At 66.1% G+C, this 26610-nt stretch carries 26 protein-coding genes; 11 read left to right on the top strand and 15 right to left on the bottom strand.

Annotated features, from left to right (window positions below):
• Window positions 1–47: 47 nt before the first annotated feature.
• From CXK94_RS18835 to pedF, 4 genes are read right to left on the bottom strand one after another with little or no spacing between them, the layout of a single operon-like run.
• On the bottom strand, window positions 48–977 hold the full coding sequence (locus CXK94_RS18835; protein ID WP_102895455.1) for a quinoprotein relay system zinc metallohydrolase 1: 930 nt from the start codon (window positions 975–977) through the stop codon (window positions 48–50).
• Between the two features lie 49 nt (window positions 978–1026).
• Window positions 1027–1776, bottom strand: coding sequence for a quinoprotein dehydrogenase-associated SoxYZ-like carrier (locus CXK94_RS18840; RefSeq protein ID WP_037039539.1), 750 nt, complete (start codon window positions 1774–1776; stop codon window positions 1027–1029).
• Window positions 1777–1806: 30 nt separating this feature from the next.
• Window positions 1807–2724, bottom strand: a complete 918-nt coding sequence (locus CXK94_RS18845) for a substrate-binding periplasmic protein (protein ID WP_256046079.1) — start codon at window positions 2722–2724, stop codon at window positions 1807–1809.
• The gene (gene pedF / locus CXK94_RS18850; RefSeq protein ID WP_037039537.1) at window positions 2721–3158 is read right to left on the bottom strand and encodes a cytochrome c-550 PedF; all 438 of its coding nucleotides are present in this window, start codon (window positions 3156–3158) and stop codon (window positions 2721–2723) included. Before pedF ends, CXK94_RS18845 begins: the two co-directional genes overlap by 4 nt.
• A 322-nt stretch (window positions 3159–3480) precedes the next feature.
• Here pedF and exaA point away from each other — a divergent pair, with 322 nt between their 5' ends.
• A complete protein-coding gene (exaA, locus tag CXK94_RS18855; RefSeq protein WP_102895456.1) occupies window positions 3481–5340 on the top strand; it encodes a quinoprotein ethanol dehydrogenase in 1860 nt (619 codons plus the stop codon).
• Between the two features lie 156 nt (window positions 5341–5496).
• Window positions 5497–6150, top strand: coding sequence for a pentapeptide repeat-containing protein (locus tag CXK94_RS18860; RefSeq protein WP_037039534.1), 654 nt, complete (start codon window positions 5497–5499; stop codon window positions 6148–6150).
• A 9-nt stretch (window positions 6151–6159) separates the two neighbouring features.
• Here the strand turns inward: CXK94_RS18860 and CXK94_RS18865 are convergent, their stop codons facing one another.
• The 5 genes from CXK94_RS18865 to CXK94_RS18885 form a co-directional block, all read right to left on the bottom strand.
• The gene (locus tag CXK94_RS18865; protein WP_102895457.1) at window positions 6160–7323 is read right to left on the bottom strand and encodes an MFS transporter; all 1164 of its coding nucleotides are present in this window, start codon (window positions 7321–7323) and stop codon (window positions 6160–6162) included.
• A gap of 192 nt (window positions 7324–7515) precedes the next feature.
• On the bottom strand, window positions 7516–8568 hold the full coding sequence (locus tag CXK94_RS18870; RefSeq protein ID WP_336436529.1) for a TonB-dependent receptor domain-containing protein: 1053 nt from the start codon (window positions 8566–8568) through the stop codon (window positions 7516–7518).
• A gap of 286 nt (window positions 8569–8854) precedes the next feature.
• Window positions 8855–9508 carry a response regulator transcription factor gene (locus CXK94_RS18875; protein ID WP_102895458.1) on the bottom strand — a complete coding sequence of 218 codons (654 nt, stop codon included), beginning with the start codon at window positions 9506–9508 and terminating at the stop codon, window positions 8855–8857.
• On the bottom strand, window positions 9505–10770 hold the full coding sequence (locus CXK94_RS18880; protein ID WP_102895459.1) for a sensor histidine kinase: 1266 nt from the start codon (window positions 10768–10770) through the stop codon (window positions 9505–9507). The genes CXK94_RS18875 and CXK94_RS18880 overlap by 4 nt, the downstream gene beginning before the upstream one ends.
• A gap of 22 nt (window positions 10771–10792) precedes the next feature.
• Window positions 10793–11230, bottom strand: coding sequence for a copper-binding protein (locus CXK94_RS18885; protein WP_102895460.1), 438 nt, complete (start codon window positions 11228–11230; stop codon window positions 10793–10795).
• A 155-nt stretch (window positions 11231–11385) separates the two neighbouring features.
• On the opposite strand from CXK94_RS18885, the gene CXK94_RS18890 reads away from it, so the two are divergent.
• From CXK94_RS18890 to CXK94_RS18920, 7 genes are all read left to right on the top strand, one after another.
• Window positions 11386–12573, top strand: coding sequence for an ABC transporter substrate-binding protein (locus tag CXK94_RS18890; RefSeq protein ID WP_102895461.1), 1188 nt, complete (start codon window positions 11386–11388; stop codon window positions 12571–12573).
• Window positions 12574–12575: 2 nt separating this feature from the next.
• Window positions 12576–13052: a tetratricopeptide repeat protein gene (locus tag CXK94_RS18895; protein ID WP_102895462.1), complete on the top strand. Its 477-nt coding sequence runs from the start codon at window positions 12576–12578 to the stop codon at window positions 13050–13052.
• Between the two features lie 18 nt (window positions 13053–13070).
• Entirely contained in the window at window positions 13071–14042 is a 972-nt protein-coding gene (locus tag CXK94_RS18900; RefSeq protein ID WP_102895463.1) for a YVTN family beta-propeller repeat protein, read from the top strand.
• Window positions 14039–14770 carry an ABC transporter ATP-binding protein gene (locus CXK94_RS18905; RefSeq protein WP_102895464.1) on the top strand — a complete coding sequence of 244 codons (732 nt, stop codon included), beginning with the start codon at window positions 14039–14041 and terminating at the stop codon, window positions 14768–14770. The genes CXK94_RS18900 and CXK94_RS18905 overlap by 4 nt, the downstream gene beginning before the upstream one ends.
• 43 nt (window positions 14771–14813) lie before the next feature.
• Window positions 14814–15605, top strand: a complete 792-nt coding sequence (locus tag CXK94_RS18910; RefSeq protein WP_037039523.1) for an ABC transporter permease — start codon at window positions 14814–14816, stop codon at window positions 15603–15605.
• Between the two features lie 103 nt (window positions 15606–15708).
• Entirely contained in the window at window positions 15709–16272 is a 564-nt protein-coding gene (locus CXK94_RS18915) for a PQQ-dependent catabolism-associated CXXCW motif protein (protein ID WP_102895465.1), read from the top strand.
• A gap of 39 nt (window positions 16273–16311) precedes the next feature.
• Window positions 16312–16977 carry a response regulator transcription factor gene (locus CXK94_RS18920; protein WP_102895466.1) on the top strand — a complete coding sequence of 222 codons (666 nt, stop codon included), beginning with the start codon at window positions 16312–16314 and terminating at the stop codon, window positions 16975–16977.
• Window positions 16978–17008: 31 nt separating this feature from the next.
• On the opposite strand, the gene cysG is transcribed toward CXK94_RS18920, so the two are convergent.
• The 6 genes from cysG to ftsK all read right to left on the bottom strand — a co-directional run bounded on the left by cysG (window position 17009) and on the right by ftsK (window position 24709).
• Window positions 17009–18403, bottom strand: coding sequence for a siroheme synthase CysG (cysG, locus tag CXK94_RS18925; protein ID WP_102895489.1), 1395 nt, complete (start codon window positions 18401–18403; stop codon window positions 17009–17011).
• Window positions 18404–18514: 111 nt separating this feature from the next.
• Window positions 18515–19795, bottom strand: a complete 1281-nt coding sequence (gene serS / locus CXK94_RS18930; protein ID WP_102895467.1) for a serine--tRNA ligase — start codon at window positions 19793–19795, stop codon at window positions 18515–18517.
• A 72-nt stretch (window positions 19796–19867) separates the two neighbouring features.
• Window positions 19868–20242 (bottom strand): fluoride efflux transporter CrcB, encoded by a 375-nt coding sequence (gene crcB, locus CXK94_RS18935; RefSeq protein ID WP_037039519.1) that lies wholly within the window; start codon window positions 20240–20242, stop codon window positions 19868–19870.
• Window positions 20239–21564: a replication-associated recombination protein A gene (locus CXK94_RS18940; protein ID WP_102895468.1), complete on the bottom strand. Its 1326-nt coding sequence runs from the start codon at window positions 21562–21564 to the stop codon at window positions 20239–20241. Before CXK94_RS18940 ends, crcB begins: the two co-directional genes overlap by 4 nt.
• Before the next feature lie 62 nt (window positions 21565–21626).
• Window positions 21627–22253: an outer membrane lipoprotein chaperone LolA gene (gene lolA, locus CXK94_RS18945; RefSeq protein WP_102895469.1), complete on the bottom strand. Its 627-nt coding sequence runs from the start codon at window positions 22251–22253 to the stop codon at window positions 21627–21629.
• Between the two features lie 17 nt (window positions 22254–22270).
• The gene (gene ftsK / locus CXK94_RS18950; protein ID WP_272868034.1) at window positions 22271–24709 is read right to left on the bottom strand and encodes a DNA translocase FtsK; all 2439 of its coding nucleotides are present in this window, start codon (window positions 24707–24709) and stop codon (window positions 22271–22273) included.
• A 178-nt stretch (window positions 24710–24887) separates the two neighbouring features.
• Between ftsK and trxB the strand changes: the two genes are divergently transcribed.
• Window positions 24888–25835, top strand: a complete 948-nt coding sequence (gene trxB, locus CXK94_RS18955; RefSeq protein ID WP_102895471.1) for a thioredoxin-disulfide reductase — start codon at window positions 24888–24890, stop codon at window positions 25833–25835.
• Window positions 25836–25883: 48 nt separating this feature from the next.
• Window positions 25884–26564 (top strand): leucyl/phenylalanyl-tRNA--protein transferase, encoded by a 681-nt coding sequence (aat, locus tag CXK94_RS18960; RefSeq protein WP_102895472.1) that lies wholly within the window; start codon window positions 25884–25886, stop codon window positions 26562–26564.
• Window positions 26565–26610: the final 46 nt, after the last annotated feature.

The raw sequence follows: 26610 nt of genomic DNA on the forward strand, positions 1-26610 counted from the left end.
GGCGCGCCCACGGGTTCGGGGGTATCCGCCGCGCCTGTGGCCCGCCCCTACTCGTCCACCCGCTGCAGCTGCCTGGCTTCGTACCCCGGATAGAGATGGCTGACGCTGCGAATCAGCTCGTAGCGCGTCAGGCTGACGCCGGCGAAACGCTCGGGAATGGGGCTGTGGATCACCTCGTTCATGTCCTCCCCGTTGGCCGCCGCATCGCGCAGCAGGCCGTCGAGCCAGCCGAGATAATCACGCATCTGCGCGAACGGCGCCGCATCGTCGGCGAGCGGTCCGTGGCCAGGCACCAGGCGCTTCCACGGCAGGGCTTCGAGGGTGTCGAGATCCGTCAGCCAGACATCCAGGCCCGGGCTGTTGGGCGTGGTCAGGGCACGCTGGTAGAAGAGAATGTCGCCGGCGAACAGCACGCCGCTGCGTTCATCGAGAATCGCCAGATCGGCTCCGGTATGCCCGCGCAGTTCCAGCAGGCGCAACCTGCGCCCGCCGATTTCCAGTACACCGGGCTGAAGCATCTCGGACGGCAGCAACACTTCGGTTCCGCGCATCCAGTCGCCGACCAGGCGGTACATGTTCTCGGCCATGGCATCGCCCTGCTCGCGCAGCAATTCGGTGGTGCCGGCCAGGGCGGCGATGGGCACGTCGGCGAAGGCCTGGTTGCCGAGCACGTGGTCGGGATGATGATGGGTGAGCAGCACCTTGACGACGGGCTGTTCGGTAACACCGGCGATGGCCGCGCGCATGGCCTCGCCGTAGCGTCGGGACGGCCCGCTGTCGATCACCAGCACACCGGCACCGGTGACGATGAAACCGGTGTTGACGATATTGCCGCCGTTGCGCTGGTCGAAGTTGTCGGTCGAGCCTTCCAGCAACCAGACGTTCTCGGCGATCTGTCGCGGCTGCAGCTGGTAGCGCAACTCGGCCTGTGCCGGCAGCGCCAGGCAGAGCGCAATGATCAGGATGGGCAGGCGCATGTCATCTCCTTTGCCTGGGTGTTTCGCCGCTGGCACGTGCCGGGGCGGGCTACAACGCCGCCTCGAACTCGTTGCCATTGTTGTCGCGCAGCCATAGCCGGGCGCCTTGCCGGTCCTTCACTTCCAGGCTCAGCGTCGGGTTTTCGCTGACGGCCGGATACAGTTCCAGCGTGGCCAGTACGTTGCCGGCCGTATCGCGCAGCTGTGCCTGGTTGAGGAAGAACTCCGGGATTCCGCCGACCAGGCCGTTGTCCATCGGGTGCGATACCTGTAGCCGCAGGCGGCTGCCGTCGCCGCGCCCGAAGCGCTTGCCGACGATCGTGCCCAGGCGGTCCTCCCATCCGGGTTGCGCCCGCACCACGCTCGGCGCGGTGCAGCCGCCACCGGCGGCATCGACCTTGGCCGAGCCCACGTGCCAGAGGCCATCGCGGGTCAGCACCGCCGCGCGGATCGGCGTCGCCTGTTCCACGCGGATGCGGATGGCCACCAGCGGCAATACCTGCGCGCCGGGCACGAAGCTGAACACCCGCGGAATGGGATTGAGATCGGCCCAGGCCTCGATGCGTACCACTTCGTCGCCCAGCGCCCGGGCATCGATATGCACCGGCACCTGGCGCGCATCCTCGGCGAACGGCGGCACCTGCACCCGCACGCGTTCGTCGAACACGTAGGGTTCACCGCCGAGCAGGCCCTTGTGGTGGTATTCCCACATGACCGATTGCAGCGGATCGGGCTCGGCCGCCTGCAGGACAGCGGCCTGCACGGCCAGCAGGAACACCAACAAGACTCGAATGCTCATGTCGCCTCCTCGGCATGGGGCCATATCGCCTCAATGCCCCGCCACGTCACGCTCCACATCCTGGTACAGCCCGGGCAGCTCATAGTGCAGCCCGTAGCCGGCGTAGAGCTTTTCCATGTCCCCGTCCTGGATCAGCGTTTCCAGCACTTCCTCCAGCGCATAGGCCAGTTGCCGGTTGGACTCGTGGACCGCCATGCCCAGGTCCCAGACCTGCTTGCCCATGTTCGGATAGGCGTTCTCGGCAAGCTTCAGGTGGCTGTCCCCAGCCTGCGCGAGCAGCCATTCGATTTCACCGCGCATGGCCATGGTCGCATCGACTTCGCCCCGACGCATGGCAGCGAACGCTTCCTGCACGGTCGGATAGTGATGGGCGTTCTTGGCCAGCCGCCCCTCGAACACCGAAGACAGGTAGAACGACGGTACGCTGTCCACCTCGACGCCGACCGGGTGGTACTGGAAGATCGCCACGCTGGGAACCGCGTCGATCCGGCGGTCATCGTAGGCCGCCTGCCAGCGCTCGCGCTGGTAGGGCCCGAACATCACCACCAGTTCGTTGATCAGCTCGCCCAGCTCGTTGCGCTTGTAGGAGAACTCGCGGTCGTAGGGCACGCGCAGCATCACGTCGGCAAGCACGCCGCTGCGCAGGTAGTGTCCCTTCCAGATGAAGTTGCGCAGGTCGTCGTCCAGGGTTTCGTCCGGGGTCACCCACAGTATCTGCAGGTCCAGCCCCAGGCCTTCGGCGAGCTTGCCGGCCAGCTCCACATCCACGCCGCGCGGCCGGCCATCCTGCAGGTAGCTGTACGGTGGGAAATTCTCGTACATGGCCACCTTGAGCACGCCCGACTCGATGATGTCGTCGTAGGCGCGCACCTTCACCACGTCCGCCTGCGCGAATGCGCAGCAGAGCAGCAGGCACAGCGCCAGGACCCGCCGGCCCAGGCACCTCACTGCTTGGCTGCCTCGGATTCGATATAGGTACGGATCGCCCACAGCGCTTCCTGGCTGAGGGTGTCGGCCATGCGCGGCATGTACACCGCACCGTCGCGCACCGCACCGTTGATCACGCGCTCCTTGAACCACTCGTCACCGTCGTAGCTGGCCTCCAGCTCGCGCAGGTCCGGGGCGATGCCGCCGGAGATGGCTTCCAGGCCGTGGCAACGGGCGCAGTTCTGGTTATAGGCCGAAGAGCCGATCTCCACCGCCAGGTCATGATGTTCGCTCGGCGCGCGGTAGGGATTCTCCTCCACCCATTCCTCACCGAGCGAGGGCAGGCCCTTGGTGTTGACGGGTTGCGGCGTCACGTCGCCATGCGCCAGCACGAGGCCGGACATCCCCAGAAAGCCTGCGGTCAGCAGTGCGCGCATATGCATCTTGTTATTCATGACTACCACCTCATTTGCTAAAACCGTGCAAGGCAGCTCCCATCGGAGCGCATGGTGGTCATGTTGGCGGTGCGGCCGAATCGGCAGAATCCTGCTTTGGACGCCTGCTTCTCCTCCCTTGGTAGTGGGTTTTGCCACCGTCTTTGGCAGCAGGTCGGATGCCACTGCGGTAGCAAGGCCAAATCACCGGGCGTTTGGGAAGTTTTCCCGGCAATCGCGGGAGCATTTCCGTATCGGCGCCGTCGTCGCGCTTTCGATAATCGAATCGCCAGGCCACCGGCAGACGGCGGCCTCGTCCGAATCGACCAAGGGAATCGCAACCATGACAACAAGATCGCACCCCGGCACAACCCGCCCGCTCGCCCTCGCGGTACTCGCCGGCAGCCTCGCGCTGGGCGGCAATGCCCAGGCCAAGCCGGTCAGTTGGGAAGACATCGCCAACGACCATCTTTCCACCGAAAGCGTCCTGCAATACGGCCTGGGCACCCACGCCCAGCGCTGGAGCCCGCTGGCGCAGGTCAACGAGCGCAACGTGTTCAAGCTGACACCGGCCTGGTCGTTCTCCTTCGGCGACGAGAAACAGCGCGGCCAGGAATCCCAGGCCATCGTCCACGACGGCGTGATCTACGTGACCGGCTCCTATTCGCGCGTCTTCGCCCTGGATGCCAGGACCGGCAAGCGCCTGTGGAGCTACGCCCACCGCCTGCCCGACGACATCCGCCCGTGCTGCGACGTGGTCAACCGCGGCGCCGCCATCTACGGCGACAAGATCTACTTCGGCACCCTCGATGCCCGCGTCGTGGCCTTGAACAAGGACACCGGCAAGGTCGTCTGGAACAAGAAGTTCGGCGATCATGCCGCCGGCTACACCATGACCGGCGCGCCGACCCTGGTGAAGGATGGCAAGAGCGGCAAGGTGCTGCTGATCCACGGCAGCTCCGGCGACGAGTTCGGCGTGGTCGGCAAGCTGTTCGCCCGCGACCCGGACACCGGCGAGGAAATCTGGATGCGGCCCTTCGTCGAAGGCCACATGGGCCGCCTCAACGGCAAGGACAGCAGCCCCACCGGCGACATCAAGGCGCCGTCCTGGCCGGACGACGCCAACTCGCCCACCGGCAAGGCCGAAGCCTGGAGCCAGGGCGGCGGTGCGCCGTGGCAGAGCGCGAGCTTCGATGCCGAGACCAACACCATCATCGTCGGCGCCGGCAACCCAGCCCCGTGGAACGGCTGGGCGCGCACCGCCAAGGACGGCAAGCCGCAGGACTACGACAGCCTCTACACCTCCGGCCAGGTCGGCGTCGACCCGAGCACCGGCGAGGTGAAGTGGTTCTACCAGCACACGCCGAACGATGCCTGGGACTTCTCCGGCAACAACGAACTGGTGCTGTTCGACTACAAGGACAAGGCCGGCAAGACGGTCAAGGCCACCGCCCACGCCGACCGCAACGGCTTTTTCTACGTGGTCGACCGCAAGGACGGCAAGCTCAAGAACGCCTTCCCCTTCGTCGACGGCATCACCTGGGCCAGCCACATCGACCTCGAGAGCGGCCGGCCGGTGGAGAACGAAGGCCAGCGCCCGCCCAGGCCGGAACCAGGCGAGAAGCACGGCAAGTCGGTGGAAGTCTCGCCACCCTTCCTCGGCGGCAAGAACTGGAATCCCATGGCCTACAGCCAGGACACCGGGCTGTTCTACGTGCCGGCCAACCACTGGAAGGAGGACTACTGGACCGAGGAAGTCAGCTACAAGAAGGGCTCGGCCTACCTCGGCCAGGGTTTCCGCATCAAGCGCATGTACGACGATCACGTCGGTATCCTGCGCGCCATGAACCCCACCACCGGCAAGGTGGCATGGGAACACAAGGAGAAACTGCCGCTGTGGGCCGGCGTGCTGGCGACCAAGGGCAACCTGGTGTTCACCGGCACCAGCGACGGCTACTTCAAGGCCTTCGATGCCAGGACCGGCGACGAGCTGTGGAAATTCCAGACCGGCAGCGGAATCATCTCGCCGCCGATCACCTGGGAGCAGGACGGCGAGCAGTACATCGGCGTGACCGTCGGCTACGGCGGCGCGGTACCGCTGTGGGGCGGCGACATGGCCGTGCTGACCAAGCCGGTCGCCCAGGGCGGCTCGTTCTGGGTGTTCAAGCTGCCGCAATGGGAGAACAAGACCGCACAGCGCTGAACCGGGCCGACGCCGTGCCTGCCGCCTCGACGGGCACGGCCACGCACAGGTTCGCGGGGCGATCCCATCGCATGCCCGGCTCCGGGTTGGCGCTCTCGCCGGTCATGCTGGAGCGCCCCGCGCAACCGCCTTCCTCCCCTTCGAACGAGAACTGCCATGAAGACACTTCACAGCCTGTCGTTGCCCCTGATCCTGCTCGCCGGCACCGCCGCGTTCGCCGCCGACGACTTGCCGCTGACCATCAACGGCTGCGTCATCCAGCCGCAAAGCCACTGCCCGAACGCCGACCTGCGCGGGGCCGATCTCAGCAACCAGGACCTGCGCAAGATCGATCTCGCCGGCGCCAACCTTGCCGGCGCCAACCTGCGCCACGCCAACCTCGACCTGGCCAACCTGGAGAAGGCCGACCTTTCCGGCGCCACCCTCAACCGCGCCAGCCTGCAGCAGGCCAACCTGCGCCTGGCGAACCTCACTGGCGCCCGGCTGGTCGCCATCCAGGGCTGGGGCCTGTTCGCCCAGGCCGCGCAGTTCAAGGGCGCCGACCTCACTGCCGCCTACCTCGAATTCGCCCGCATGAGCGGCGCCAGGCTGCACGACAGCAACCTGCACGCCGCCGACCTGGAAATGGCCTGGCTGAGCAAGGCCGACCTCGCTGGCGCCAATCTCACCGATGCCAACCTGCAAGAAGCCAAGTTCAACGATGCCAACCTGGCCAATGCCATCTTAAGCGGTGCCCGGCGGCATTATGCGACCTTCCAGGGAACCCATATGGAGGGTTGCCGGGACTGCCCGCTGGATTGGGAGAAGTAGCCCAGGCGCTCAACCAAGCCCACGCATCGTACGCTGCAGCAACGACAGCGCGGCATAGGCCAGCACCCCCAGCGTCGCCGATAGCCACAGCGCGGCGACGCCGAAATCCTCGATCAGCACGGCGAACACGAACGGCGACAACGCCTGGGCGAAACGCGCCGGGACCATCAACAATCCCTGGCGCAGGCCATAGCCCTGCGCTCCGAAGATCGCCAGCGGCAAGGTGCCCTTGGCAATGGTGAGGATGCCATTGCCGCCACCATGCAGCAGCGCGAACACGGTGGTGGCGGGGGCGCCGACCAGCATCACGCCCACTGCCCCGAGGGGATGCGCGATGGTGGCCAGCCGCGCCGAGAACAGGGGATGGAAGCGTTGCAGCAGGACGAACTCCAGGCAGCGCGCGCCCACCTGGGCCGGCCCCACCAGCGCCGCCACCCCGATCGCCGCGGCAGCCGAAAGCCCGGACGCCTGCAACAACCGCGGCAGGTGCGCGGCCATCGCGGTGCTGGTGAACCAGGTGGCCGCGAAGACGAAGGCCAGCAGGCCCATGGTCAGCCCGGCCCGGGAGTTTTCCTCGTCCGGGGGCCTGCCGGTGGACGCGAGGATGGGCTGGACACCCACCGGAAGCATCAGCCGGTTGAACGGCAAGCCGAGGAACACATGCATCGCGGCCCAGGCCAGGCAGGTCGCGCGCCAGCCGTAGTGTGCCTCCAGCCAGCCGCTGATCGGCCAGCAGACGGTGCTGGCGAAGCCCGCGAGCAGCGTGATGCCGGTGATCGCGCCGCGCGCATCGCGGCCATAGATGCCGGCCAGGGTCGCGAACGCCGCCTCGTACAACCCCAGCGCCATGCCGATGCCGATCACCAGCCAGCCGAGCCAGAGCATCGACGGGCCGCTCGCCAGGCCCAGCGTGGCCAAACCGACCGCGAAGACGATACTGGAAAGCGCCAGCACATCGCGGCCGCCGTGGTGGTCGATGCGCTTTCCGCAGAGCGGCCCGAGCATGGCGGTGACGATCAATGCCAGGGAGAACGCGGCGAAGACATTGCCACTGCTGATGCCGAGGTCGCGTGCCATCGGCTCGGCAAGAATCGCCGGCAGGTAATAGGTCGAACCCCAGGCCAGGGTCTGGGCGGTACCGAGCGCAAGGATGATACGCAAGCGTGGCGCCATGCTCTCAGCCTCTCTGGTCGGCTGCTGGCGCCATGCGGGCGCGAGGGGCTGCATGGATGCGGATCATTCGGACTCCTGTCGCTGCCGCCGGGGACGGCGGCCAAGCTCGCCAGCATACGCCATCCGTCGCGACGATCCTGCATCCAGCAGTCCATGCGCGGCGTGGTGCCGGGCATGGGCGTTTCCGCCGGCTTACAGCGCCCCCCAGCGATAGCGCACACCGACCCAGGCGGCACGCGGTGCGCCTGGGGCGATGAACTGTTCGTGGCGCCATTCGTCCGGGTCCGCCTCGAAGGCATGGCCAGCCCCCACGAAAGGGTTCTCGGCCAGGGCGCCACCGGTGGCGTAGCGCTTGTCGAACAGGTTGTCGACGCGACCGAACAGCGTCCAGTCGCGGGTGAAGCGGTAATCGGCCGTCAGGTTGACCACGGCGTACCCCGGCAGCTTGCCGCGGCCTTCGAACTCGTCGTTGGCCTGGTGACGGTTGTTCTCGTTGCCACGCACGTATTGCGCACAATAGGCCAGTACGCTGGTGCCGATGCGCAGCCGGTCGTTGGGATTCCAGTCCAGGCCGAGCTTGAGGTTGTGTTTCGACAGCCCCGGCAGATAGTCGCCGCTGGAAATGCGGATCTCGTCCTCCTGGCAACCGCCCTCGCCTTCGGTGCTGTTGTTCTCGGCGAGGATGCATGCCGAAGAACGGAAGGTCGCATGCAGATAGGTGTAGCTCACCTGCCAGTCGAACGGCCCCTGCTCGCCCGCCAGGCCCAGTTCGATGCCCTGGCTCCGGGTGCGGCCGAAGTTGCTGAAGTAGCCCTTGCTGCCGCCCGTACCGACGAACAGCAGGTCGTCATGGTTGATGCTGCGAAAAGCCGTGGCGTTCCAGCGCGTGCCGCCGGCCAGTTCGCCGCGCAGGCCGAATTCCAGCGTGCGGGTCACCACCTGTTCGAGAAAGGGATCGGCGGCCATGGCGTTGGTCAGGCTACAGGGGTTCGCCGGGTCGGCACAGCCCAGCTCGATCGGCGTCGGCGCCCGGTTGCCCTGGGAGAAGCCGCCGTGATACCGGGCAGCGGTGTCGTGGCGACCACCTCGGCGCTGCCGAGCTCGAGCGGCCCGGCGGCGTGAACGAAGCCAGGCAGGAGACTGGCGATGGCTAGGGAAAACAGCGTGCGCGGGGGCATTCCGCTGCGACGGAGCTGATACGGCATGGGCGTTCCTTGTTCTTGTTGGCGAGTCGGGCCGGGCGATCCGCCAACAATCTGCGCGGGCCTCCGGCTCTGCGGCAGGATGCCTACTGGCAACCTGCCAGGAACGATTATCGGAAGCCGCCGCAGGGCATCGACAGGGAAAATCTCCCGGCTCTGGCGGGAAAAATTCCCGATCGCGCGGCGATTGGTCTTACTACCGGCGAGCCAGGACGGAGTAAGGCTTCGGGACGAAGGCAGCCAGTCGCTGCCCGCAGCCGCGCGCAGCAACCGCGGGCCGAACGGGGCCGTTGAACAAGGAAGGGGCCAGAACAGAACCGATCGGGGGCTCAGGCCAGCAGGCGTTCACCGACGCGCAGCAAGCCCTGGTCGATGGCCAGATGCACCAGCTCCGCCTGGGAACTGACCTCCAGCTTGCTTTTCAGCAGCGCCATATGGTTGGAGACGGTCTTGCTGCTGATGCACAAGCGCTCGGCGATCTCGCGGTTACCGATGCCGCGGGCGAGCATGATGAAGATCTCCATCTCGCGCGGGGTCATCTCGGCCAGCCGCCCCTTGATCGGCGACTGCGAAGGCCGTTGGCAGGCCAGTTCGGTCGCCAGCGGCTGTTCGATGAAGGTCTGTCCGGCCAGCACCTTGCGCACCGCCTCGACCAGGACGTCCGGTGTGCAACGCTTGGTCAGGTAGCCGGATGCACCGGCATCCAGTGCCTGGCGGACCAGCGCCAGTTCGTCGTGCATGCTGAAGACCAGCACCGGCAGCAACGGCAACCGCTGGCGCAGGCGCCGGCAGGTTTCCAGCCCGCTGATGCCGGGCAGGCCCAGGTCGAGCACGACGAGGCTGGGAATCGTCTCCTGCACCTGCTGCAGCGCCAGCTCGCCGCTCGCCGCTTCGCTGACCACAACCTCGGGGAGCAATGCCCTGAGCAGGCTGGCATAGCCCTGACGCACCACCGCATGGTCGTCCACCAGCAGGATCTTCATGATGTCGCTCCTTCCACAGGCAGCTTGAGATAAAGCGCCCAGCCTGCGCCCGGGCGATGCCGCAGGCGCAACCGGGCACCGAGACAGCGCGCATGCTCGCCCATCGAGCGCAGGCCGACGCCCGCCCGCTCGGGAGGCTGGCCATGGCCGTCGTCGCGAAGCAGCAGGCGCAGCCCGTTGCGGCCGCCACGCAGGTGCAGCTTCACGCGGCTGGCCCGCGCATGCCGCGCCACGTTGGTCAGCGCCTCCTGCACCATGCGGTACAGATGCAGCTTGGCCTCCATCGGCAGCGCGGGGATCGGCCCCTGCAGCTGGAGCTGGCATTCGATGCCCTGTGCGCTCTGCCATTGCTCGGCGAGCTGGCCGAGCGCTTCCTCCAGCCGCAGGTGATCGAGCATCACCGGATAGAGATCGCGCACCAGGGTGCGAAAGCCGTTCTGCAGGTCGAGGCTGTGCTGCTCGAGATACGCAGCGGTTTCACGCACGGCGTCCGGCTTGTCGGCCTGGACCCGCAGAAGGCAGGCCCGCGCGCGAATGCCGGCAAGGTACTGGCCGAGATCGTCATGCAGCGCCTGCGCCAGCCGGGTGCGCTCGCGCTCCTGCAGGGCGAGCAGCGCCTGGGTCAGGCGGTCGTTGTCTGCCCGTGCATCCTCGAGCGCCGCGGCCATGAGGTTGAAGCGCTCGGCCAGCTGGCGGGCTTCCGCGAAGCGGTGAGGCGGCAGCCGGGTGTCGAGCCGGCCGGCGGCGATGCGCACCAGCGCGGCGAGCAGTTCGCGCAGTACGCGCATGCCCGGGCGCACCGCCCAGCGGATCGCCAACAGGCTGAGCAGTAGCGCCAGCGCGAACAGCGCCAGCAGTTGCAACAGCGAATCCCTCACCTCGTCGACTTCGTCGACCGGATCGACGCTGATATGCAGGCGCTGGCCGTCCGCCAGCTGCAGCACCCTGGGCGCGGCCTGCTCCATCGGATACAGCCAGGCGGCGAGCCAGTCGCCGGAGGCCGTCGCGGTGCCGGCCGTTGCTGGCTCCCCGGCCTTCGACCAGCGCACGCGCACGTGCCTCAGGCTATCGGTGAGCTCAGGCCGCAGCGAGCCGGGGGCGCGCTCGGCCATTTCACCCAGGTATTCGGCGACGGTGGCCGCCGCGCTCAGCTCACGCCGCACGTCGTGGCTGGCCTGGCGCAACAACACCGCCAGGCAGACTGCCGCCACCAGGACGAAGAACAGCGTGACCAGCAGATTGATGCGCCAGAGTGCGGACATGCCGGAACCTCGGAAGCGGGATTCAGTTCACCACGAAGCGGCCTTCCATGCCCTTGTTCTGCAGCCCCTTGCAGTAGAACGGGTAGCTGCCCGGCTTGATCGGCAGGAAGAAGATCTCCGCCTCGCCGGCCTCCTCGAACTCCAGCTCGACCAGGGTGATGGCCTTGATCTCCACGCCGCCAGCCTCGACCTTGCGCAGGAAGATCGCCTGGGCGAACTCGGGCGCCTGGAAAGCACACTCCTTTTGCCCATCGGAACTGATCTTGAGCTGGTAGGCGACGCCGGTTTCCAGCGGGTACTCCTTCTGCGAGACCGCGTAGTCGCTCTCCTCGGAGCCGAACGCGAGGTCCGGCAGCGCCTGGGTGCGACGCGTCAGGTCGCCGGCGGCATGGCCCTGATCGAAACCGACCAGGCTGACGATGAACAGCAGGTTGAGCAGCAGGACTTTGCAGGTGGGCATGGGACGGCCTCGTTATTGTTATCGGACGGCTACATGCTAGGGGCAGGCGCCGGCTGCGGGCCTACTACCTTGGTACCGTCGGAGCGGTACTTTCTGCATATTCCCCCACCTCCTGGCGATTCCTATGCTGGGGCCACCCTCATATGGAGTTGCCCATGCGCCTGCTCACGATCCACGCCGCCGTCTGCCTGGCCGCCCTGGTCTGCCCCGTCACGTTCGCCGAGGCGGCCAGCCAGCCATTGACGGTCCGCATCGGCTACCTCGGCTACCGTCCCGACCCCGGGCCGCTGCTATCCAATGTCATTCCCGAACCGGAGGATGCCGGCCTGCGCGGCGCCGAACTGGCCGTGGTCGACAGCAACAGCACGGGACGCTTCCTCAAGCACCGCTACGAACTCGAGGCCGCCACCGGCGAAACGCCGGAAGACCTGCTGGTACAAGCCGCACAACTGCATGCCGACGGCCTGCGCCTGTTCGTGGTGAATGCACCCGCCAACACCCTGCGCCAGCTCGCCGAGGCCCTGCCGGACAGCCTGCTGCTCAACTCCGGCAGTGCCGACGATGCGTTGCGCAGCCAGAACTGCCTGGCCAACGTGCTACACACCCTGCCCAGCCGCAGCATGCTCGCCGATGCGCTCGGCCAGTTCCTCGCCGTACGTCGCTGGAACCGCTGGCTGCTGATCGTCGGCCCGACCGCCGAGGACCAGGCCTACGCCGACGCACTGCGCCGCGCGGCCAAGCGTTTCGGCCACCGGATCGTCACGGAAAAGCCTTGGAGCTTCGATAACGACCAGCGCCGCAGCGCCCAGGCCGAGATGCCGCTGTTCACCCAGGCGGACGAGTACGACGTGGTACTGGTGGCCGACGAACGTGGCGACTTCGGCGAGTACGTCCCCTATCACACCTGGCTGCCACGCCCCGTCGCCGGCACCCAGGGGCTGACCCCGACCGGTTGGCACAAGACGGTGGAGACCTACGGCGCCGCGCAGCTGCAAAAGCGCTTCGAAGCCCATGCCGGGCGCTGGATGAACGATCGCGACTTCGCCGCCTGGCTGGCCGTACGCAGCCTCGCCGCCGCCGTCACCAAACTGCGCGCCGACGATGCCACGGCGATTCGCGCGCTGTCGTTGAGCGACGCGCTGCCGCTGGACGGCTTCAAGGGGCGCAAGCTGAGCTTTCGCCAATGGAACGGCCAACTGCGCCAGCCGATCCCGCTGGTCCATCCGCGGGCACTGGTTTCCAACTCGCCCCAGGAAGGTTTCCTGCACCCCACCAGCGAACTGGACACCCTGGGCTTCGATGCAGCGGAAAGCCGCTGCCGCCTTGACCAGAAGGAGTTTTGAGCATGCGATGCGCACTGCTTGTGTTGGCCTTGGGTGCCCGCTTGGCATCTGCCGAAACCAGCGATTTGAGTTACGAGACCTACGTCGACAGCGATAAGCGCATCAAGTGCCTCTACGGCTACGCGGCCGAAAAGACAGGGGACCACGCATCCGCCAGGAGGATCTTTGAAGACTGCATCGAGCGCTGGAACGATGTGTACTCGATGATCTGGCTTGCTCAGATGTACGAATCGGGCGCCGGCGTGGCCGTCGACCAGGCGAAAGCTGCGGCCCTCATGAAACGAGGTGCGGAGCAGCCGGACGATGCCAGCTACGTCGACCTTGCACGTTATCACTGGGGCGTGGCGCTGGCCGAAGGCCGCGGTGTCGAAACCGATCGCGCGGCCGCGCGCAGTTGGTTGCAGCGCGCGGCCGCCGGAGGCCAGCAGGACGCCGATGAATACTTGCAGCAGCTGGATGACAGCCGCGCCACACAATAACGACAAGAGAGCCCGACCATGCCCCGAACCCTGCTAGCCACCGCCATTGCCTGCGCCCTGACCTGTTCCGCCGGCGCCGCCACGGCCGCTACCGCCTATGTCTCCAACGAAAAGGACGACAGCATCAGCGTGATCGACCTGGAGCGCATGGAAACGGTCGAGACGCTGGAAGTCGGCATGCGCCCGCGTGGCCTGACGCTGTCCCGTGACCACAAGCTGCTCTATATCTGCGCCAGCGATTCGGACACCGTGCAGGTCATGGACCTGGCGACCCGGCAGATCATCAAGCAGCTGCCCTCCGGGGCCGATCCCGAGCAATTCGCGCTGCACCCGAACAACAAGTGGCTGTACATCTCCAACGAGGACGATGCGCTGGTCACCGTGGTCGATGTCGACCAGGAGGAGGTGCTGGCGCAGATCGACGTCGGCGTCGAGCCCGAAGGCATGGCCGTCAGCCCCGACGGCAAGTGGGCGGTGAACACCAGCGAAACCACCAACATGCTGCACTGGATCGACACCGGTACCCATGAACTGGTGGACAACACCCTGGTCGACCAGCGCCCGCGCCATGTGGAGTTCTCCAAGGACAGCAAGCTGCTCTGGGCCTCGGCCGAGATCGGCGGCACGGTCAGCGTGGTGGATGTGGCCAAACGTGAGGTGCTGAAAACCCTGACCTTCAAGATCAAGGGCATCCACCCGGACAAGGTGCAGCCGGTGGGCATCAGGCTCACGTCCGACGGCAAGTATGCCTTCGTCGCCCTCGGCCCGGCCAACCACATCGCGGTCGTCGATGCTAGGACCTACGAGGTGCTGGATTACTTGCTGGTCGGCCGGCGTGTCTGGCACATGGCGTTCACCCCGGACGAGCGCCTGCTGCTGACCACCAATGGCGTCAGCGGCGATGTATCGGTGTTGGATGTGGCCAGCCTCAAGGTAACCAAGTCGATCAAGGTCGGCCGTTATCCATGGGGTGTGGTGGTCGCGCCATGAATGCCCTGGACGTCGAAGAGCTCGGCTTCGCCTACGGCGCGCGGCGCGCACTCGACGGCGTCACGTTCGGCGTCGCCGCCGGGCATTTCACCGCCCTGCTCGGCCCGAACGGCGCGGGCAAATCGACCCTGATCGCCCTGCTCACCCGCCTGTACGACCTGCAGCGCGGTAGCATTCGTGTCGCCGGCTTCAGCCTGAGCGAACGACCGCGCGAAGCGCTGCGCCGGCTTGGCGTGGTGTTCCAGCAGAGCACGCTGGATCTCGATCTGACGGTGGAGCAGAACCTGCGCTACCACGCCGCGCTGCATGGCATGCCGCGGGCGGTGGCCAGCGACCGCATCGAACTGGAGCTGCAGCGCCAGCAGCTCGGCGAGCGGCGGCGGAGCAAGGTGCGCGAGCTCAATGGCGGCCATCGGCGCCGCGTCGAGATCGCCCGCGCGCTGCTGCACAAACCAAGCCTGCTGCTGCTCGACGAAGCCAGTGCCGGGCTCGACCCGGCCAGCCGCCAGGCGCTCAACCAGCACGTGCGCGAATTGTGTCGCGAGGAAGGCATGAGCGTGCTGTGGACCACCCACCTGCTCGACGAGGTACGCGCCGAAGACGATCTGCTGATCCTCAACCGCGGCCGGTTGGTCGCCCAGGGCCGAGCCCAGGAACTCGCGCAGGGCGACGATACGCTGGAGCAGACCTTCAGCCGCCTCACCCATGCCGCCGAGGCGATCGGATGACGCCTGTCGCCACCTTCTCCCGCCGCCATCCGGAGTACCGCCGATGAGCCTTTACTGGGAATGCCTGCGCGGGATCGTGCTGCGCGAATGGCTACGTTTCGTGCAACAGCGCTCGCGCTTCTTCAGCGCCCTGGTGCGCCCGCTGCTGTGGCTGGTGGTGTTCGCCGCCGGCTTCCGCGCCGCGCTGGGTATCGCGATCATCGAGCCGTACGACACCTACATCACCTACGAGACCTACATCGTGCCGGGCCTGGCCTGCATGATCCTGCTGTTCAACGGCATGCAGAGCTCGCTGTCGATGGTCTACGACCGCGAGATGGGCAGCATGCGCGTGTTGCTGACCAGCCCGCTGCCGCGCAGTTTCCTGCTGGCGGGCAAGCTGCTGGCCACGGCGCTGATCTCGCTGCTGCAGGTCTATGCCTTCCTCGCCATCGCCTGGGCCTATGGCGTGCAACCGCCTCCGCTCGGCCTGCTGGCCGCCCTGCCCGCCCTGCTGCTGGTGGCGCTGCTGCTCAGTGCGCTGGGGCTGCTGCTGTCCAATGGCATTCGCCAGTTGGAGAACTTCGCCGGGGTGATGAATTTCGTCATCTTCCCGATGTTCTTCCTGTCTTCGGCGCTGTATCCGCTGTGGAAGATGCGTGAGGCCAGCGACTGGCTGTACTGGATCTGCGCCTTCAATCCCTTCACCCACGCGGTGGAGCTGGTGCGCAACGCGCTTTACTTGCGTCTGGCACCGACCGCGCTGATGGTGTGCCTCGGCTTGACCCTCGCCTTCAGTCTGCTCGCGGTGCTCAGCTTCAATCCGCAGCACGCGGCGTTGCGTCGCTCGGCATGAGCCACTTACTACTTTGGTGCCGGTTTTCCCCTCCATCGTAGGATTTAAAAGACGTGCCCATTGTTCTGTAATCGACCCAACGAAACGCTAAGGGATACGGACCATGTTCAGGTCGCTGCTGCCATTGTTGATCGCCGCGCTGCCTGGGTTCGGCATGTCCCTGAGCGCCTCGGCCGAGGAGCAGCTCGCCCTGTTCTCTGCCGACGGCTACCGCCAGACGCAATACCGCAGCCCCACACCGGCCACGGCCGAGGGCGCCAGAACGCTGGATACAGCGGCGTTGCAGGCACTGCTGGCGGAAAACCCCGATGTGGTCCTGGTGGACGTCTACCGCAGCCAATGGCTGGCGGGGCGCTTCATCGAAAGCGAGCCCCATGCCAACCTGCCCGGCAGCGTGTGGCTCGCCAATACCGGCGATGGCACACTGCAACCCGAATGGGCGAACCATTTCAGCGAAAGCCTGGCCCGTATCACCCAGGGCAATAGCGACCGGCCGCTGGTGTTCTATTGCCGCTCCGACTGCTGGCTGGGCTGGAATGCCACCAGGCGCGCTCACGCGCTGGGCTATACGAAGCTGTACTGGTACCGTGACGGCGTGGACGGCTGGGAGCAGGCCGGTCTGCCGCTACACCCCGCGACCCCGGAGCCCTTGCGTAGCACCGAATGAACATGCCCCACCATAATCACAACAAAGAGGTGACCGGCCTTGTACAAGATTCTCATTGCCGACGACCATCCGCTGTTTCGCGAAGCCATCCATAACGTCATCCGCGACGGCTTCCCCGACAGCGAAATCCTGGAAACCGCCGACCTCGAAAGCGCGCTGGCACTGACGCTCGAGCACGACGACCTCGATCTGGTCCTGCTCGACCTCAACATGCCCGGCATGCACGGGCTGAACGGGTTGATCAACCTGCGCAACGAGGCCCCGACGATTCCCGTGGTGATCGTCTCGGCCGAGCAGGACAAGCAGATCGTGCTGCAGGCGATCACCTACGGCGCGGTCGGTTTCATCACCAAATCCTCGCCGCGGGCGCAGATGACCGAGGCCATCGAGCAGATTCTCAACGGCAACGTCTACCTGCCCTCGGACATTATCCGCAGCCAGAAGAGCGCCAGCCGCCATGCGCATCACAACGAGCCGTCGATCCCGCCGGAACTGTTGCAGGCGCTGACCCGCAAGCAGCTGCTGGTGCTCGAACGCATGACCAAGGGCGAATCCAACAAGCAGATCGCCTACAACCTCGACATCGCCGAGACCACGGTCAAGGCCCATGTCTCGGCGATCCTGCGCAAGCTCAACGTGCACAACCGGGTACAGGCGATTCTCTCGGCCGGCGACATCGACTTCACCGCCTATCTGCGTCGCTGAAACACCCCTGAAGTGCGGCTGCGGAGCCGGGCTAGTCGCTCGTCCGGCTCCCCTCGAACCAGGCCAGCTTCTCGCGCAGCTGTACCACCTCGCCGACGATCAGCAACGTCGGCGCCTGCACGTTTTCCCGCGTAACGAGTTCAGCAAGTGTGTCCAGGGTGCCGGTGAAGACCCGCTGGCTGCTGGTGGTGCCCTGCTGCACCAGCGCAGCGGGCGTTTCCGCCGCTCGGCCATGGGCGATCAGCTGCCGGCAGATCACCGGCAGCCCCACCAGGCCCATGTAGAACACCAGCGTCTGCCCCGGCGCCGCCAGTTCCGCCCATGGCAGGTCGCAACTGCCGTCCTTGAGATGGCCGGTAACGAAGCGCACCGACTGGGCGTGGTCGCGATGGGTCAGCGGGATGCCGGCATAGGCCGCGCAACCGCTGGCGGCGGTGATGCCGGGCACCACCTGGAACGGCACGCCATGGGCGGCCAGTTCCTCGATCTCCTCGCCGCCACGGCCGAAGATGAACGGGTCGCCGCCCTTCAGGCGCAGCACGCGCTTGCCCTGCCGGGCCAGCGCGACCAGCTTCTGGTTGATCTGCTCCTGCGGCACGGCATGCGCCGAGCGCTGCTTGCCGACATAGATGCGATCCGCATCGCGCCGGCAGAGGTCGATGATCGCCGGGGCGACCAGCCGGTCGTAGAGCACCACGTCGGCCTGCTGCATCAGCCGCAAGGCGCGGAACGTCAGCAGGTCCGGGTCGCCCGGGCCGGCGCCCACCAGATAGACCTCGCCCAGCGCCCTCGGCGCGGCACCGGCCAGCTTCGCCGTCAGCAGGCGTTCGGCCTCGGCCACGCGCCCGGCCAGCGCCTGTTCGGCGATGGGGCCCTGGAAGGTTTCCTCCCAGAACACCCGGCGCTGCTGGACGTTGGAAAACGCCGCCTTGACCTGCGCCCGAAACTGCTTCGCCAGCCCGGCCAGCTGCCCATAGGCCGCGGGAATCCAGGTTTCGATGCGCGCCCGGATCAACCGCGCCAGCACCGGCGCATCGCCGCCGCTGGAGACGGCGATCACCAGCGGCGAACGATCGACGATGGCCGGGAAGATCACGCTGCACAGCTGCGGCGAGTCGACCACGTTCACCGGTATGCCGAGTGCGTGGGCATCTTGCGACACCGAGGCGTTCAGCGGCTCGTCGTCGGTGGCGGCGATGGCCAGCACGCAGCCTGGCAGGTCCCGCTGGTCATAACCGCGATCGAGACACTCCCCGCCGCCCTGCGCCACCAGTTCGGCCAGCTGGGCCTCGATGCTCGGCGCCACCACCCGTAGCCGGGCGCCGGCCTCGTTCAGCAGGCGGGCCTTGCGCAGGGCGACCTCGCCGCCCCCGACGATCAGCACCGTGCGGCCCTTGAGGTTGTGGAACAGCGGGAGGTATTCCATGGGCGAATCCTGGAAGTCGTTGAAGATACGGGCATCACAGCCGTTACGGCGGTGATGCCCCTTGTCGAAGATCAAGGATCCCTGATCGACCGTCAGCCCCGCGCCGCGGACCTAGCCGATGATTTCGATGCCGCCCATATAGGGCTTGAGCACGTTCGGTACGAGGATGCGGCCGTCGGCCTGCTGGTAGTTCTCCAGTACCGCGACCAGCGTACGGCCGACCGCCAGGCCCGAGCCGTTGAGGGTGTGCACCAGCTCCGGCTTGCCGGTTTCCGGGTTGCGATAACGCGCTTGCATGCGGCGTGCCTGGAAGTCGCCGCAGTTGGAGCAGGAGGAAATCTCGCGGTACTTGTCCTGGCTCGGCACCCAGACTTCCAGGTCGTAGGTCTTGGTCGCGCCGAAGCCCATGTCGCCGGTGCACAGTGCCAGCACGCGGTACGGCAGCTCGAGCAGCTGCAGGACCTTCTCGGCATTGGCGGTCAGTTCCTCCAGCGCCTCGAACGACTTCGACGGTTCGACGATCTGCACCATCTCGACCTTGTCGAACTGGTGCTGGCGGATCATGCCGCGGGTGTCGCGGCCGGAAGCACCGGCCTCGCTGCGAAAGCACGGGGTATGCGCGACGAACTTCAGCGGCAGTTGCCTGGCATCGAGGATCTCGCCGGCAACGATGTTGGTCAGCGAGACTTCGGCGGTGGGAATCAGGTAGAAGTCCGCCTCGCCTTCACGGGCGATCTTGAACAGGTCTTCCTCGAACTTCGGCAGCTGGCCGGTGCCCTGCAGCGCCGGCGCTTGCACCAGGTACGGGGTGTAGGCCTCCTCGTAGCCGTGCTCGCGGGTATGCAGGTCGATCATGAACTGCGCCAGCGCCCGGTGCAGACGTGCGATCGGTCCGCGCATCAGGGCGAAACGCGCGCCCGAGAGTTTCGCCGCGGTCTCGAAGTCGAGCCAACCGTGCTGCTCGCCGAGGGCGACGTGGTCCTGCACGGTGAAGTCGAAGCGCTTCGGCGTGCCCCAGCGGCGCACCTCGACGTTCTCGTCCTCATCCGATCCGACCGGCACCGATTCGTGCGGCAGGTTGGGAATGCTCAGCATCAGTTGGTCCAGCTCGCCCTGGATACGCTCCAGTTCCTGCTTGCCGGATTCGAGTTCCGAGCCCATGCGATCCACGTCGGCGAGCAGCGGCGCGATGTCTTCGCCGCGCTGCTTGGCCTGGCCGATGGACTTGGAGCGGGCGTTGCGCTCGGCCTGGAGTTGTTCGGTGCGGGTCTGCACGGTCTTGCGCTGGGCTTCCAGCGCCTCGATGCGCGCCACGTCCAGCTGGTAGCCACGGGTCGCCAGGCGGGCTGCCACGTCCTGTAGCTGGGTGCGTACCAGTTTCGAATCAAGCATGGTCGGTCTCGTCTATGAAAGCTTGGATGATGAGCGAAGAGGGAGCAAAGTTTACTGTGAACCGGCGAGCGTTCATAACCTGGCGAGCGCCAGCCCGGCCCAGGCCGCCAGCAGGCCGCCGAACACACTGATGCCGACGTAGGCGAAGGCGATCGCCAGTTGGCCGCTTTCCAGCAGCCGGAGCGCATCCAGCGAGAAACTGGAGAAGGTCGTCAGTGCCCCGAGAAAGCCGATGATCAGTGCACCGCGCAGCTCCGGGGAAACATCCGGCCGAGTGAGAAACGTCGCGTAGAGATAGCCGATCAGCAGGCAGCCGAGCAGGTTCACCGCCAGCGTGGCCAGGTAGAAATGGCGTGGCCACTGCGTGCCGACCCAGTTGGCGGCGGCGAAGCGCAGCAGCGTACCGATCACGCCGCCACAGGCGACGGCAAAGGCCATGCGGATCATCCCTTTCTCCGTTGTATCGGGCTTTCGCGGTCGAGCCGCGCCAGGTGTTCGAGTTTGTCGCGAATCTTGCTTTCCAGCCCACGTGGCACCGGCTGGTAATACCGCCGTGGCGTCATGGCTTCGGGGAAATAGTCCTCGCCGGCCGCATAGGCATCCGGCTCGTCATGGGCATAGCGGTATTCGTTGCCATAACCGAGTTCCTTCATCAGCTTGGTCGGCGCATTGCGCAGATGCAGCGGCACCTCCTGCGAACCGTTCTCGGCGGCATCGCGCATGGCTGCCTTGAAGGCGGTGTAGACCGCGTTGCTCTTCGGCGCGCAGGCCAGGTAGACGATGGCCTGCGCCACCGCCAACTCCCCTTCCGGGCTGCCCAGGCGTTCCTGCACGTCCCAGGCATTCAGGCACAGTGGCAAGGCGCGCGGATCGGCATTGCCGATATCCTCGCTAGCCATGCGCACCACGCGGCGGGCGATGTACAGCGGGTCGCAGCCGCCATCGAGCATGCGTGCGTACCAGTACAGCGCCGCATCGGGATTGGAGCCGCGCACCGACTTGTGCAACGCGGAGATCTGGTCGTAGAACGCCTCGCCGCCCTTGTCGAAGCGCCGGCGGCTGTCGCCGAGCAGGTCCTGCAGCAACTCGGTGCTGATGGTGCCGCCCTCCTCGGCCAGGTCGGAGGCGTTCTCCAGCAGGTTGAGCAGCCGCCGGCCATCACCGTCGGCCGCCGCCAGCAGCATCTGGAAGCTCTCCTCCGGCAGTTCGAGGTGCAGATCGCCAAGACCCTTCGGTTCGTTCAGCGCCCGCCCGACCAGCTTGCGCAGCGCCGCCTCGTCCAGGCTTTTCAGCACATAGACGCGCGCCCGCGAGAGCAGTGCGTTGTTCAGCTCGAACGAGGGATTCTCGGTGGTGGCGCCGATGAAGATCAGCGTGCCGTCTTCCACATACGGCAGGAAGGCATCCTGCTGAGACTTGTTGAAGCGATGCACCTCGTCGACGAACAGAATGGTGCGGCGCCCGTACTGGGCCGCCTGCTGCTTGGCGATCTCCACCGCCTGGCGGATCTCCTTGACCCCGGCGAGCACCGCAGAAACCGTCTCGAAGTGCGCGTCGGAGACCTTGGCCAGCAGCCGCGCCAGGGTGGTCTTGCCGACCCCGGGCGGGCCCCAGAACACCATCGAATGCAGCGCGCCCTGTTCCAGCGCCTCGCGCAGCGGTTTGCCACGGGCAAGCAGGTGCTCCTGCCCGACGTACTCGTCGAGGCTGGCGGGGCGCAGCCGCGCGGCGAGCGGCTGGGCGACAGGTTCGCGGCTGAACAGGTCCATCGCGGACGATTACCTCTGCTGCCGAGGCCCGTGCGTGCGGGCCTCTCGGAACGGATGCCGGGTCATTCGGCGATGACGTCGGCGCCCTCGGGGATCTTGAAGGTGAACAGGTCGGCCTTCAGCGGCTGGTTCATCTTCACGCCCATGAACAGGATGTTGGTGCGCTGGCCGACACTGTCGATCAGTTGCATGTCGTTGATCACCCCGCCCCGGAAGGACAGCCGCAGGTTGTCGAACAGCGTGTCCTTGGCCTTGGGTTTCAGGGTGAAATCGACGACGTCGCCGGCTTCCTTGTGCGACACCTCGAAGTTCTCGCTGATGCTGGAGACATCGCCGGAGAGCAGCAGCGCCGGTGTATGGGTCAGGCGCTGGTCGAGCTGCTGGATGGTGACCTGCTCCAGGTCCGGGTCGTACAGCCAGACCTGCTTGCCATCGGACACCAGCAGCTGCTCCATCGGCGCATCGGTGTGCCAGCGGAACTGGCCGGGGCGCTTGAGCGCCAGCTCGCCGGAGGTTTCCTGCAGCTGGGTACCGCTGCCATCGAGCGAAAGCTGGGAAAAGCGCCCGGTCAGGGTTTCGGCCTGGTTGAGCAGGCCGGTCAGGCGTTGGGTGGACGCGGCCTGATCGGCCTGGGCCGGGACCAGGGCGAACATCAGGACAGATGCACACAGCAGGCGGATCAATTGCATGAAGCCCTCGAAGCGATTCAATCGCGGATAGGTGGCGGCGCGATGACCTCGCGCGAGCCATTGGTGTTCATGGATGTGACCACGCCGGCCATTTCCATGGCCTCGATCATCCGTGCGGCGCGGTTGTAGCCGATCTTCAGCTTGCGCTGCACGGCGGAGATCGATGCGCGGCGGCTCTCGGTGACGAAGCGCACGGCCTCGTCGTACAGCGGGTCCTCCTCGCTGCCTTCGCCACCGCCCTCGCCACCGCCGCCATCGAAGCCGCTGCCGGACTCTTCCACGCCGGCGAGGATGTCTTCGATATAGTCGGGCGCGCCACGCGCCTTCCAGGCCTCGACCACGCGGTGCACCTCGTCATCGGAAACGAAGGCGCCATGCACGCGGATCGGCAGGCCGGTGCCCGGCGGCAGGTAGAGCATGTCGCCATGGCCGAGCAACTGTTCGGCGCCACCCTGGTCGAGGATGGTGCGCGAGTCGATCTTGCTCGATACCTGGAAGGCCATGCGGGTCGGGATGTTGGCCTTGATCAGGCCGGTGATCACGTCCACCGAGGGCCGCTGGGTAGCGAGGATCAGGTGGATGCCGGCCGCCCGCGCCTTCTGCGCGATACGCGCGATCAGCTCTTCGACCTTCTTGCCGACGATCATCATCATGTCGGCGAATTCGTCCACCACCACGACGATGGTCGGCAGGGGCTTCAGTGGCGGCGGCTGGTCATCCATGTTCTCGCGGCGGAACAACGGGTCGCTGAGCGGCGTACCCGCCTCCTCGGCTTCCTTGACCTTGCGGTTGAAGCCGGCCAGGTTGCGCACGCCCATGGCCGCCATCAGCTTGTAGCGTCGTTCCATCTCGGCGACGCTCCAGCGCAGCGCGTTGGCTGCCTCCTTCATGTCGGTGACCACCGGGCAGAGCAGGTGCGGGATACCCTCGTAGATCGACAGCTCGAGCATCTTCGGGTCGATCATGATCAGCCGCGCCTCTTCCGGCGTCGACTTGAACAGGATCGACAGGATCATCGCGTTGACCCCCACCGACTTGCCCGAGCCGGTGGTGCCCGCCACCAGCAAGTGCGGCATCTTCGCCAGGTCGGCGATCACCGGGTGGCCGCCGATATCGTGGCCCAGGGCGAGGGTGACCGGCGACTTGGCGTCGTCGTAGGGCGCCGACGACAGCACTTCGGAGAAGCGCACGATCTGCCGGTCCTCGTTGGGCACCTCGATGCCCACGGTGGTCTTGCCGGGGATCACCTCGACCACGCGCACGCTGACCATGGCCATCGAGCGCGCCAGGTCCTTGGCCAGGTTGGAGATACGGCTGACCTTCACCCCCGCGGCGGGCTGGATCTCGAAACGGGTAATCACCGGACCGGGATGCACCGACTCGACCACCACCTCGACGCCGAACTCCTTGAGCTTGATCTCCAGCAGCCGCGACATAGCCTCCAGCGACTCGGGGGAGAACTGCTTCTGCTTCTTCTCGGCGACGTCGAGAATGGAAATCGGCGGCAGGCTCCCTTCGATGGCGCTGTCGACGAACAGCGGCGCCTGCTTTTCCTTGAGCACGCGCTTGCTCGGCTCGGCGGCCTTCGGCGCTGGCGGTGGCGCGATCACCGGGGCGATGCGCTTGTCGCGCTCGCTCATGTGCTTGGCCAGGGCTTCGTCACGCTCGATGATGCGCTCCTTGACCTTGGCCTGTTCGCGGCGGTCACGCACCATTGGCGCCGCCACCTCGTTGACGACCTCGTCCGCCTCGCGCAACTGGGCCACCAGTTGCTTGCGCTCGGCGCGGGCATCCCACCAACGGCTGAAGAAGCTCTGGATCAGCTCGATCAGGTCCAGGGTGATCTTGCCGGTGATGTCCATCACCTTGAACCAGGAAAGGTCGGTGAAGACCGTCAGGCCGAAAAGAAAGAACGCCAGCAGTGCGAGCGTGCTGCCCTGCACATTCAGCGACAGCACCGCCAGTTGGCCGAGGCTCTCCCCCAGCGCGCCCCCCGCGGAGGCCGGCAGGCCGTTGGCCGACTGGAAATGGATATAGGCCAGCGCCGAACCGGAGAGCACCAGGAACACCAGGCCGATCAGACGCCAGGAGAACAACCAGCCATTCCAGCTCCAGGGCTGATGGCGCGCGCGAAAGATCTGCCAGGTCTTGATACCCAGCAGCAGAGGGAACAGGTAGGCGAAATAGCCCAGGGCCATGAACAGGATGTCGGCGAACCAGGCGCCGGCACGGCCCGCGGCATTGTGGACCTGCTCGACATTGCTGGTGTGGGTCCAGCCCGGATCGGCCGGGTCGTAGGTGAGCAAGGCCATCCACAGGTAGGCGCAGAGCGCACCGAGCGCTATCAACGCGCCTTCCTTGAGGCGATAGTGCAATTGTTGTCGCCAGACGGACGCCGGCGCGGTAGATGAGGAATTCTTCAAAACGCTTTCTATCCTGCGCCTGGGGCGCTCGATGATCCGTAGTCAGCCAGAACGCTGGCATTGTACGGGTTTGTCGATTCGATGGCATGCCGGTTCCGCGGCGGCTCGGGCTTTTGTCGAGGCTTCGGTGTAGCATAAACGCCCGATTTCGCAGCGCGGCTCGACTGGAGCACGCTTCTCTATTTGCAACAAAGGCTTATGAGGGCTTTTTATGAGTGAAGTCAAGCATTCGCGTCTGATCATCCTCGGCTCGGGCCCGGCCGGCTATACCGCTGCGGTATATGCTGCCCGCGCCAACCTGAAGCCGCTGATGATCACCGGCATCCAGCCCGGCGGCCAGCTGACGACCACCACCGAGGTCGACAACTGGCCCGGCGACGTCGAAGGCCTGACCGGCCCCGACCTGATGGTGCGCATGCAGAAACACGCCGAACGCTTCGATACCGAGATCGTCTTCGATCACATCCATACGGCGGAGTTGCAGCAGCGCCCCTTCATTCTCAAGGGCGACAGCGGCAGCTACAGCTGCGACGCGCTGATCATCGCCACCGGCGCCTCGGCGCAGTATCTGGGCCTGCCGTCGGAAGACGCCTTCGCCGGCCGCGGCGTATCCGCCTGTGCCACCTGCGATGGCTTCTTCTACCGCAACCAGGTGGTCGCGGTGGTCGGGGGCGGCAACACCGCCGTCGAGGAAGCGCTGTACCTGTCCAACATCGCCAAGGAAGTGCACCTGATCCACCGTCGCGACAAGCTGCGTTCGGAGAAGATCCTGCAGGACAAGCTCATGGACAAGGCGACCAACGGCAATATTCGCCTGCACTGGAACCATACCCTCGAGGAAGTGCTGGGCGACGCCAGCGGCGTGACCGGGGTACGCCTGAAGAACACGCTCACCGGCGAAGAGAACAAACTCGACCTCGCCGGCGTATTCATCGCCATCGGCCACAAGCCGAACACTGACCTGTTCCAGGGCCAGCTGGAGATGAAGGACGGCTACCTGAAGATCAAGGGCGGCGGCGAAGGCGATGCGACCTGCACCAGCATTCCCGGCGTGTTCGCAGCCGGCGACGTGGCCGACCATGTCTATCGCCAGGCGATCACCTCCGCCGGTGCCGGCTGCATGGCCGCGCTGGATGCCGAAAAATACCTCGACAACTGATCGGCCGGCGGGTGCTCGCACCCGCCCTCCCCTATTCCGCGTAGCGATATGCTGACCTGGCTGAAACGCGACGAGCTCACCTTTCCTCCCCTCGACAAGGCACTGCGTGAGCCCAACGGCCTGCTGGCGGCTGGTGGCGACCTGAGCCCCGAGCGCCTGCTGGCGGCCTATCGTCACGGTTGCTTTCCTTGGTATCAGGACGGCCAGCCCCTGCTCTGGTGGTCGCCCGATCCACGTACCGTGCTGTATCCGGATGAACTGCATGTCTCGCGCAGCCTGCGCAAGCGGCTACGCCAGGGAGGCTACCGAGTCACCTTCGACCAGGCCTTCGCCGACGTGATCCAGGGCTGCGCAGGCCCGCGCAGCTACACCGACGGAACCTGGATCACCACGCCCATGCAGCAGGCCTACCTCAGGCTGCATGAAATGGGCGTGGCGCATTCGGTCGAAGTCTGGCAGGGCGAGCAGCTCGTCGGGGGACTCTACGGACTGGCGATGGGTGGGCTATTTTTCGGCGAGTCGATGTTCAGTCGAGCCACCGATGCGTCGAAGGTGGGGTTCGTAACGCTGGTCGAGCATCTGCGCGATTGGGGCTTCGCGCTGATCGACTGCCAGATGCCCACACGCCACCTGGAAAGCTTCGGCGCCCGCAGCATTCCCCGCGCAGTGTTCGCCCAGGCGCTCGCCGAACATCTGGATCGCTCCAGTACCGCCGACTGGAGCGCCTAGTCTGCTACGGCAAGCTGACCTACACTGAGCTCATGATTTCTGAGAG

Origin of the sequence: Stutzerimonas stutzeri, from assembly GCF_002890915.1 — a bacterium.
Classification (GTDB): Bacteria; Pseudomonadota; Gammaproteobacteria; order Pseudomonadales; family Pseudomonadaceae; genus Stutzerimonas; species Stutzerimonas stutzeri_AF.